The sequence below is a fragment of the Mesorhizobium atlanticum genome (assembly GCF_003289965.1).
Classification (GTDB): Bacteria; Pseudomonadota; Alphaproteobacteria; order Rhizobiales; family Rhizobiaceae; genus Mesorhizobium; species Mesorhizobium atlanticum.
On record NZ_QMBQ01000009.1, the window covers coordinates 274,979 to 282,112 of the forward strand.

Sequence of the window (7,134 nt, forward strand, 5' to 3'; positions counted from 1 at the left end):
ATGAATTACGCTGCAGTCGACAGTCTTGGTCATTACACCGGCTCCTGCTTGGTAGCCTACGCTCAACAACGAAGCAAGTCTGAAAAGTGTGCCGCGCCGGCGTTCACTGTGCTAGCCAGCATGCAGACATGTGCTGCGGCCCGACTTCGACGGACGGCGGCTCGTCTTGCCGGCAGCGGTCGAAGGCCAAGGGGCAACGCGGATGGAACCGACATCCTTTCGGCACGCGCGCGGCGCTTGGAACCTCGCCTTGCAGAGCCCGCAATTCGGCGGGATTTGCATTGCCACCGATTTGCGGAGTGGCGTTGCGCAAGGCGGCGGTATACGGATGGCGAGGATTAAATGTGATCTCGTCGGCGCTACCGATTTCGACCAATTTTCCAAGATACAGGACGGCAATTCTGTCGGCGATCGACCAGGCAAGCGGCAAGTCGTGGGTGATAAACAGCAGCGCCATGTTGTGCTTGGAGCGCAGATCAACTAGAACCTGCAGGATCTGTGCGCGTATCGAAACATCGAGCATCGACACCGGCTCGTCGGCGATGATTAGCTCAGGCTTCACGGCAAGGGCGCCGGCAATCACAACCCTCTGGCGCTGCCCGCCCGACAGTTCGTTTGGGAAGCGGGAGAAGAAATCGCCGGGAGGACTGAGCCCGGCGGAGGCAAGCGCTTCACCGACCCGTTCGGCGAGTTGGGTCGCGTTGTCGACCAGCCGCAGTGACCGCAATGGCTCCCCCACGATATCAAAAATTGTATGTCGGGGGTTGAGGGCTTGATAAGCGTCCTGGAAGATCATCTGCACGCGATGCCGGTAAGGCCGCAGCGCCGAGGAGCCACGCTCCGAGGTAATGTCGCGACCCTCGAACAACAACTTGCCGCCTGTAGGCTGGGCAAGTTTGGCAATGACGCGACCTACAGTGGTTTTGCCGCTTCCCGATTCCCCAACGAGTGCGACGATCTCGCCCCGTGTCAGGTTGAGGTCAATCCCGTCCACCGCGCGCACGGCGCCGGCAGGACGGCCCAGGGCACGATCGAAAAGCCCGCCCTGGATAGGAAAATGGACCTGCAAGCTCTCAAGACGCAGGATGTCGGTGGTGTCACGCATGAGATGCGCCTCTGTCTTCTTGCGAGGACCGGTAAAGGTGACAGGCTACGCGCTCCTGCCCGAACTGATCGATGCTGGGGACTTCGGTGGGGCAAACAGCCATCACCGAGGGACAACGCGGGTGGAAGGCACAGCCCGACGACGGTCGGTTCATCAGGTTCGGGGGATCTCCGGGAATGGGCCGGATCATCTTTTTGCCGTTCGCCGGATTCGGGATCGAGTCGATCAGGAGGCGAGTGTAGGGATGTTTGGGCTGAGCGAAGATCTCGGCGACAGTGCCTTCCTCGACGATCCGGCCCGAGTACATGATCAAGACGCGATCGCAAGCTTCAGCCACCACAGAAAGGTCATGGGTGATCAAAATAAGAGCAAGTCTAAGTTGCGATCGCAATTTACCCAGCAGTTTGAGGATTTGAGCCTGCGTAATCACGTCGAGCGCCGTGGTCGGCTCGTCGCCGATGACGATCGAAGGCCGACATGCGAGCGCCATGGCAATCATCACCCTTTGACGCATACCGCCCGACAGCTCGTGCGGATAGGCAGTGCCGCGATCCGCCGGAATGCCGACGAGCTCGAGCAGCTCCCTTGCCCGCGCGGACGCCTCGCCGCGCGGCATACCGAGCTTCAGCATGCACGGCTCGGCGATCTGCGTGATGATGCGGTGTACTGGGTTGAGCGCATTCATCGCACCCTGGAAGACAACGGACGTTTCGCTCCAGCGATGTGGCCGCATAGCGGCATCATCGTCGATCGGAAGCACGTTGCCGCGATAGCGCACCTCGCCGCTGCTGACCCGCGCGTTGGGTGACAGCAGACCCGCGATGGCCATAGCGGTCGTGGTCTTCCCGCTGCCTGACTCTCCGACGAGGCCGACGGCCTCTCCGGCCCCGAGCGCAAAGCTTACGTTTTCTATCGCACGCGATGATGCGCCCATAAGCCCGTAGGTGACAGACAGCCCGTCAACCTCCAATAGCGCCGCGCTTCTTTTAGAGGTGTTTATCATGGGATCACTCGCCGCCGTGGATTGAACGTGTCGTCGAGAGCATTGCCAATCAGGACGAAGCTGAGCGAAACGGAAAGGACGCACACTCCTGGGGCACCGAGGTACCACCATGCTCCGGCGCTAGCGGCTCCAGCGCGTTGAGCGAGCGACAGCAGAGTGCCCCATGAAGGCTGTAACGGATCGCCAAGTCCGAGGAACGAGAGCGACGTCTCGACATAGATTGCGCTGGCGACGACTAGCGCACCATTGGCCGCGATTTGCGGCACTAGATTGGGCAGGATGTGCCGCACCATAATGCTGAAATTGCTGCTGCCCACAACGCGTGCGCGATCGATGAATGTTCGTTCCTTAAGCGATAACGTCTGGCTGCGAACGATGCGTGCTACGAAGGCCCAGCTCGTCATGCCGATAACGACAAGGATCACGAAAAGAGAAGGACGAAAGCCTAGGATGTCTCCACCGCGCCCCATCACCTCGAGCACCACGGGTGTGATGACCAGGGCCAGCACGAAGGAGGGCATGACGAAAAAGAAGTCCGCCAATCGCATCAGCCAAACGTCAACGCTGCCACCATAGTAGCCTGCGATCATACCGATCGAAGTTCCGACGAAGAGGCTGATCAGAGTCGCCAGCAGAGCGATCGTAAGCGAGATCCGCGCACCATGAACGACCAGGTTGAGCACGTCCCGCCCCACCTCATCGGTCCCCAGCAGATGCTGGCTTGATGGTGGTGCGAGGAAGTCGCCGGTTGCATTGACCGCAGTTTGGAGCGGCCCCACCAGAACATTGGGCATCACGGCAACACCAAGAAAGAATACCAAGCATACGAGGCCGACCTTAGCACCACCGTGGCTAAGTAACTGCTGCAGAAAGCCTTTTACCGCCCGCGCCGGGCCTAGCGGGGAATAACGAGTTGTACTTTCGCTCATCACCGAACTCGCGGGTCGAGAAGACCGTAGGCAAGATCGGCGGTCATGTTTGAAACAACGATCGACGCACCAAGCAACAGGAATACTCCTTGAAGGACGGGGTAGTCCCGTGCATTCAGCGCTTCCACAGTCAGTCCTCCTATACCCGGCCAGGCGAATACGGCTTCGACGGTGATGGCGCCGGCGACAGCATAGCCAAGATTAAGCGCAATCAAGGTTACGACCGGCAGCATTGCATTGCGAAATGCATGACGCATGAGCATCTGACGATTGGTCAGGCCTTTAGCCCGCGCAGTCACCATGTAGTCCTCTGTAACAACGTCACTCATTGCGGCACGTGCGACCAGGACGTATTGACCAATAAGTCCGAGAGCCAACGCGGTGACCGGAAGCGCGAGATGCCTGAGGTGATCAAGTATCGAGTCAATAGAACTGATGGTTCCTCCCGGAGAATATGCACCATAGCCTGGAAGCCAGCCAAACTTCGTGCTGAAGACCACCACAAGGATCATGCCCACCCAAAACGACGGCGTCGAAAAGAGCAGCAGAGAGGCAACCGTGCCGCCATTGTCCAAGGCTCCTCCTCGGCGCCAGCCCGCATACATGCCAAGCATCACACCCACAACAATTGCAATTAACTGAGCAACCGCGACCAGGACGATAGTGGCTGGCAAGCGCTCCAAAATCAGGTCGGCGACATGCCGGCCCCTGAATTTGAAGCTATAGCCCAGATCGCCCCTTACGGTTGCCGATAGGTAGTCGACCAACTGGTCCGGAAGCAGCGGTCGATCGAGCCCCCAATTCTGGCGCTGCGCCTCGATCTGCTCAGCGGTCGCGCTGACACGCCCACCACCAAGCAGTAGCTTGGCAGGATCGCCTGGAATGACTCGGAACAGGATGAAGTTAAGGATCGCCACCATCAGAAGCGTCACAATCGCCCTGATGAGGATGCGTCCGATATGTCGGCTTGTCCCGCCTCCGTTCACGGCGCAGCCACGGGCTTTAGGCGATCAAAGGGGAAATAGCCCCACATCGACACCGCATCTTCCGTACCCCAACTGGCGAAACAATCCTTGCGATGAGCATCGAGTAAGAATGGATAGGCCAGCATGATATACGGCGCTTCGGTGTAAATGAGGCGCGCCGCCTGATTGACTAGTTCCTGGCTCTTCTTGAGGTCGACGGTGACTTCAGCCTCAGATAGGAGCGCGTCAAATTTATCACTCTTCCAATACGATGTGTTGTGAACCCCTATTTCCTTTGCGCTACCCAAGCTGAGCAGGTCGTGAGCCGATGGACCCAACCAGCCTGCGCTGACGAGCAGATCCCATCCGCCGCCGCCATCCGCCGGAGCTGCAGCGCGGGCGTTGAGCGCGCCGGAGTCGAGTTGGGTCACGGTGACAGGTATGCCAATTTGCTCGAGCCAGCCCGCGATAAGCTGTATGGCTGCGGTCGGAATTTCAAGGGATCCTGACGCGGTGCCGGTAATCAGCTGCAGTTGGAACGGTTTTCCCTCCCGGTCCTCACGCAGACCGTCGCCGTCGGTATCCCCATAGCCGGCGGCATCAAGCCGCCGCCCTGCCTCAGCAAGGTCGAAGCCCCGCCTGATATCGTTCAGATCCGAGTAGTAATCGGCCGCGACCGGCATTGCCAGTCCAACTCCCGGGTCGGCGTGCCCCCGGAAGGCCCGATCAACAATGGTCTTCTGATCGATCGCGAAGCCGATCGCGTCGCGAAACGCCGAATCTTGCAGCGCCTTGGTACTGCCCTTTCCCTGACCGGATGCTGTGTTGAAAGCTAGGTAATTCCGTTGCTCGACGCGCGATTCACCAACCACGATTTTGGGTTCATTTGAGAGATCGGTCCACTGGGCGACAGTTAAGCTCATTCCGTAATCGAGATCGCCGCTCTTCAACCCCTGAGCGATGGGATCGGCACTATTGAAGAACCGATAGGTCATTCCGGCGGTCGCCGGCGGTCCCGCGCGGAAGTACTTGTTAGGAACGAGACTGGCAAACTGTCCGGGTTGAAATTCTGAAACGATCATTGGCCCGGTTCCCACGAGCGGCGGCTTGTTTTGGAAGGTGCTGCGGGCCTCGGCGTAAGATACGTCCTTCCAGATGTGCTCGGGAACCATCAATGTAAAATTGTCGACAGGCCAACGAGTGGGGCTCTTGGTCACGATTTGCAGAGTCTCGTCATCCAGTGCCGTGATTGACTCGATGTTCTCCAAGCCACCGGTATTATTGTAGCCAACGTTCAGCTCGTCCGGCCTACCTATGGATTCTCGCAAATAGTTATAAGTGAACGCCGCGTCCCGCGCCGTCGCCGGCTGCCCGTCAGACCACTTCATGCTAGGCCAAATCTTGAATGTCCACGTGAGGTTGTCTTTGGCAACGGACCATGATTTGGCAAATCCTCTACGATCGTCGTGGCGCTGGGCGTCCACGCCGACCAGGGCGTCATAGGTGAAGTAAAGGGGCCAGGACGAACTCCAAGTGGCAAAGGGATTCATCGTGTCGGGCGCGGCAACTCCGGCGATTCGCACGATGCCGTCGGCGCAAGATGAGCCGGCTAGCGCTTCCGAATTCATGACCCAAGGTGCAACCGACGCCAAAAGCATTGCCTTCGCCACGGCGCGGCGACTGAGCGGCCACTTGTCCATAGTTCCCCTCCTCATGTGTAAATTGCATTTGGTACAGGCTGGCGACGCAACACACTTGTCATCACTAAACCGACAGCAGCAGTTATCCTGTTCCATTAAGGGTTGCCGCTGACTGATGCCGCAAGTATAATTTTTATATTGCAACAATCTGGAAGTCAGATGTAAGCGGTGTTCTCAGGCCACGGCCTTGAGCTCCGGCTTGGCGATGTAAGCCCAAGGCAGGAGATCGTCGATCTGGCTGTTTGGGTGCCCGTTGACGATTCTGGTGAGCACGTCGGCCAGGTAGCCGAGCGGCTCGACGTTGTTCAGCTTGCAGGTTTCGATCAGCGAAGCGACGACGGCCCAGTGCTCGGCGCCGCTGTCAGAGCCCGTGAAGAGGGCGTTCTTGCGGTTGAGCGCGATCGGACGGATTGACCGCTCGACGGTATTGGAGTCGAGCTCGATGCGTCCATCGTCGAGGAAGCGCGCGAGTCCTTCCCATCGGGAGAGCGTGTAGCGGATCGCCTCGGCGAGCTTGGTCTTCTGGCTGATCAAGCCGAGCTTCTCGCGCAACCACGGCTCAAGCTCAGCCATGACCGGCCGGCTCCTTTCCTGACGCACGGCAAGACGTGCGTCTGCCGGCTGGCCGCGGATGTCGTCCTCGACGCGATAGAGATCTGCGATGCGCCGGAGCGCCTCGCTCGCGATCGGCGCTGGGCCGGCCGCGGCGAGTTCGTAGAAGCGCCGGCGCACGTGCGCCCAGCAGAAGGCGAGCGTTGCGCCGCTCTTGTCTGCGAGCACCCGATAGCCACCATATCCGTCGACCTGCAGGATTCCGGCAAAGCCCGCCAGATGGGCGATCGGTCGCTCCGCCTTTCGGTCCGGCGCATAGACATAGGCGACGCCCGGTGGGTCGCTCCCGTCCCATGGCCGGTCATCGCGGGCGTAAGCCCAGAGCTGCCCGGTCTTGGTCTTGCCGCGGCCGGGGCCCAGCACCGGCGCCGTGGTCTCGTCGGCAAAGAGCTTGGGCGAGGACTTCAGCTTCTCCAGCAGCCGCTCGTGGACCGGACGCAGGTGCCAGGCGGCGCGGCCGCCCCAGTCGGCGAGCGTGGAACGGTCGAGATTGATGCCCTGCCGGGCGTAGATCTGCGCCTGGCGATAAGATGTTGCGCTGAGGATTATGCTGCGGAAGCTCCGGTTCTGCCCGAGTTTCAGGCGATCCCAAGCAATCTCCGCAACATAATTTTCTAAAGCACATCCGATGGCATGATCCAGGCGCCAACAACAAGGAGACCTGGATTATGTTTGAAGTTCTTTTTCGCCGGCCGTCGCGAGGTTGCGGCGATTGATCTGGAGGGACTGCTATGATCCTCCGTGACGCAATCGACTCCTATGTAGCGTGGCGGCGTGCCCACGGCGCCCGATTTATTACCAGCGCAAAGACATTGTACCA

General features: G+C 59.5%; 5 protein-coding genes and 1 pseudogene. All 6 read right to left on the reverse strand.

Annotated elements, in window-relative coordinates:
• Positions 1-103: 103 nt before the first annotated feature.
• Positions 104-1,105 carry an ABC transporter ATP-binding protein gene (locus DPM35_RS27200; protein ID WP_112130250.1) on the reverse strand — a complete coding sequence of 334 codons (1,002 nt, stop codon included), beginning with the start codon at positions 1,103-1,105 and terminating at the stop codon, positions 104-106.
• Complete coding sequence (locus tag DPM35_RS27205) at positions 1,098-2,108, reverse strand: ABC transporter ATP-binding protein (protein ID WP_112130251.1); 1,011 nt, start codon at positions 2,106-2,108, stop codon at positions 1,098-1,100. The genes DPM35_RS27200 and DPM35_RS27205 overlap by 8 nt, the downstream gene beginning before the upstream one ends.
• Positions 2,105-3,037, reverse strand: a complete 933-nt coding sequence (locus DPM35_RS27210; protein WP_112130252.1) for an ABC transporter permease — start codon at positions 3,035-3,037, stop codon at positions 2,105-2,107. The genes DPM35_RS27205 and DPM35_RS27210 overlap by 4 nt, the downstream gene beginning before the upstream one ends.
• Positions 3,037-4,023 carry an ABC transporter permease gene (locus DPM35_RS27215; RefSeq protein WP_112130253.1) on the reverse strand — a complete coding sequence of 329 codons (987 nt, stop codon included), beginning with the start codon at positions 4,021-4,023 and terminating at the stop codon, positions 3,037-3,039. The genes DPM35_RS27210 and DPM35_RS27215 overlap by 1 nt, the downstream gene beginning before the upstream one ends.
• Positions 4,020-5,702, reverse strand: coding sequence for an ABC transporter substrate-binding protein (locus DPM35_RS27220; protein WP_112130254.1), 1,683 nt, complete (start codon positions 5,700-5,702; stop codon positions 4,020-4,022). Before DPM35_RS27220 ends, DPM35_RS27215 begins: the two co-directional genes overlap by 4 nt.
• Before the next feature lie 174 nt (positions 5,703-5,876).
• A pseudogene (tnpC, locus tag DPM35_RS27225) lies at positions 5,877-6,842 on the reverse strand (IS66 family transposase); the annotation flags it as partial.
• Between the last annotated feature and the right edge of the window lie 292 nt (positions 6,843-7,134).

Excerpts from the sequence above, each read along its gene's own strand:
- DPM35_RS27205 (WP_112130251.1), bottom strand. The coding sequence starts at position 2,108 with ATGATAAACACCTCTAAAAGAAGCGCGGCGCTATTGGAGGTTGACGGG.
- DPM35_RS27220 (WP_112130254.1), bottom strand. The coding sequence starts at position 5,702 with ATGGACAAGTGGCCGCTCAGTCGCCGCGCCGTGGCGAAGGCAATGCTT.
- DPM35_RS27200 (WP_112130250.1), bottom strand. The coding sequence starts at position 1,105 with ATGCGTGACACCACCGACATCCTGCGTCTTGAGAGCTTGCAGGTCCAT.
- DPM35_RS27210 (WP_112130252.1), bottom strand. The coding sequence starts at position 3,037 with ATGAGCGAAAGTACAACTCGTTATTCCCCGCTAGGCCCGGCGCGGGCG.